3 protein-coding genes are annotated in these 2310 nt (G+C 72.6%); 1 reads left to right on the plus strand and 2 read right to left on the minus strand.

Annotated features, from left to right (window positions below):
* Nucleotides 1-913, minus strand: a 913-nt coding sequence (locus tag GH736_RS21365; protein ID WP_235934597.1) for an RNA polymerase sigma factor, incomplete at its 3' end; no start/stop codon positions are given.
* Nucleotides 914-988: 75 nt separating this feature from the next.
* Entirely contained in the window at nucleotides 989-1342 is a 354-nt protein-coding gene (locus GH736_RS21370; RefSeq protein WP_159606891.1) for a YciI family protein, read from the minus strand.
* Between the two features lie 188 nt (nucleotides 1343-1530).
* Between GH736_RS21370 and GH736_RS21375 the strand changes: the two genes are divergently transcribed.
* Nucleotides 1531-2310: DUF998 domain-containing protein (locus GH736_RS21375; protein WP_159606893.1), on the plus strand; the 780-nt coding region annotated here is incomplete at its 3' end.

Genomic DNA, 2310 nt, shown 5'->3' on the forward strand with positions numbered 1-2310 from the left:
CGTCGGCGCGCGCGAGGGCGGCGAGTCCACGGCGGATGCGCCCGGCATCCCATCGGCGTCGGTCCTGCGCGTCGAGGAGGATCGGCTCCCCGCCGGGACCCGCCCGTGCGGCGAGACGGGACGACTGCAGCTCCATGAGCGCCGAGAGGCCGTGCACCTCGGGGTCGTCGGGCACGATCGCCGTGAGGATGCGCCCGAGCCGCACCGCCTCGTCGCAGAGCGCCGGCCGCATCCAGTCCTCGCCCTCGGTGGCCGAGTAGCCCTCGTTGAAGAGCAGGTACACCACGGCGAGCACGGTCGCGAGACGCTCCGCGCGTTCGGCTCCGCTCGGCTCGTCGATCGCGGCACCCGCTTCGGTCAGCGTCCGCTTCGCGCGGGAGACGCGCTGCGCGATCGTCGCCTCGGGCGAGAGGAAGGCCCGCGCGATCTCCCGTGTCGACAGGCCGGCGACGAGCTTCAGCGTGAGCGTCGTCTGCGCCTCGGGGGTGAGCGCCGGGTGGCAGCAGATGAACATGAGGCGGAGGACGTCGTCCTCGACGTGGTCGATCCCCGCGCCGGGGTCCTCGTCCACGGACTCCGAGAGCTCGTGGGCGAGCGCCGCGACCGCGGCATCCTGTCTCGCGCGACGACGGAACGTGTCGACCGCCCGCCGCTTCGCCGTGGTCATGAGCCACGCACCCGGGTTCGCCGGGATGCCCGACGCCGGCCACTGGGCGAGGGCCGCGACGACGGCCTCCTGCGCGAGGTCCTCGGCGAGGCCGACGTCGCGCACGATTCGCACGAGGGCGGCGATCAGCCGGGTCGACTCCAGCCGCCACACGGCCTCGATCGCCGCGCGGGTGGCCTGCTCACCCGCTACCACGAGGCCCTCCGTGCCCGTCGTGCCCTCGGTGACCCCGGTGCCATCGCCCACGGGAGCATGAGACCACGCGCGAGGCGGTGGCGCAAGGGCGGGTGGGCGCAGCGGCACGGGGGTCGACGACGAGGATCAGTACTCGGCGATCTGGCGGATCTCGACGGTGCCGTCCCAATCGGGGATGTGGTCGAGGTGGATCTGCACGAGGCGCCGTCCGAGCTCGACTGCCTCCTCCTTCGAGTGCACGTCGACCACGGCGTATCCGCCGATGAGCTCCTTGGCCTCGGCGAACGGCCCGTCGACGGCCTTCACCTTCCCGTCGACCGCAGACACGAGGGCGCCGGCCGCGCTGGGCAGCAGCCCTTCGCTGAGCTCGAGCACGCCGGTGCGGCGGCCCTCCTCGTCGTAGGCGGCCATCGCGTCGTAGAGCCCCTGCGGCACCTCGCGGGGGGTCTCGTCCATCTTCACCATGCACATGAATCGCATCGCGTTCTCCTTCGGTCACGGCACGCCCTGCTGGTGTGCCCTCACGATAGCGTCGGCGACCCGGACTCGTTCTCGACTTCGCCCCCGAGAATTCTTCGTCGTTCCGTGTCGAGAACGGATGCCGCGGGGCGACGCCCTGGTGAACGGCCCGATCGACCGGACCGGGCCGACGACCGGAAGGACACGTCATGGACACGGACACCGCTTCTCGCGGACCCGCCTCGAACGCAGCCGCGAGCCGGGAAGGAGGCCGACCCGCGGCGCACGCCGACGACCCGACGACCCGGGCGTTGGTCGTCGCCGGCGCGATCGCGGGTCCGCTCTTCGTCGTGGTCGGGCTCGTGCAGGCGGTCACGCGCGAGGGATTCGACCTCACGCGGCATCCGCTCAGCCTGTTGTCGCTCGGCGACCGGGGCTGGGTGCAGATCGCGAACTTCGTCGTCGCCGGGGCGCTCATGCTCGCCTTCGCCGTCGGCGCCCGACGCAGCCTCGGCGACGGGCCCGGACGCGCGTGGGCCCCCGTGCTGTTCGGGCTGTACGGCGTCGGCCTCGTGCTCGGCGGCGCCTTCACCGCTGATCCTGCATTGGGATTCCCCCTCGGGACGCCCGATGGGTACCCGACGGAGTGGACGTTCCACGGCGGCGTGCACGCGTTCGCCGCGCCGCTCGCGTTCCTCGCGCTCGTGGCCGTGACGTTCGTCGTCGCGCGACGGCTCGCGTGGGAGGGACACCGACAGGCCGCCGCCTGGTCGCGCGGGATCGGGGTCGCGTGTCTGCTGCTCTGCATCCCGTTCGGGCCTGCGGCGAGCATGCGGCTGTTCGTGGGCGTGGCGCTCGGCTTCGCGTGGATCACCGCCTACGCGATCTCGCTCCTCCGCGACCGCCCCGGCGCCGTGCACTCGGAGTTCGTGCGCATCTCGTTCACCAAGACCGAGAACCCCAACAAGCCGGGCCCCGTGCTGATCACG

The organism is Agromyces humi (genome assembly GCF_009720255.1).
Taxonomy (GTDB): Bacteria; Actinomycetota; Actinomycetes; order Actinomycetales; family Microbacteriaceae; genus Agromyces; species Agromyces humi.

Coding starts and splice junctions, on each gene's coding strand:
- GH736_RS21370 (WP_159606891.1), bottom strand. CDS start 1,342: ATGCGATTCATGTGCATGGTGAAGATGGACGAGACCCCCCGCGAGGTG.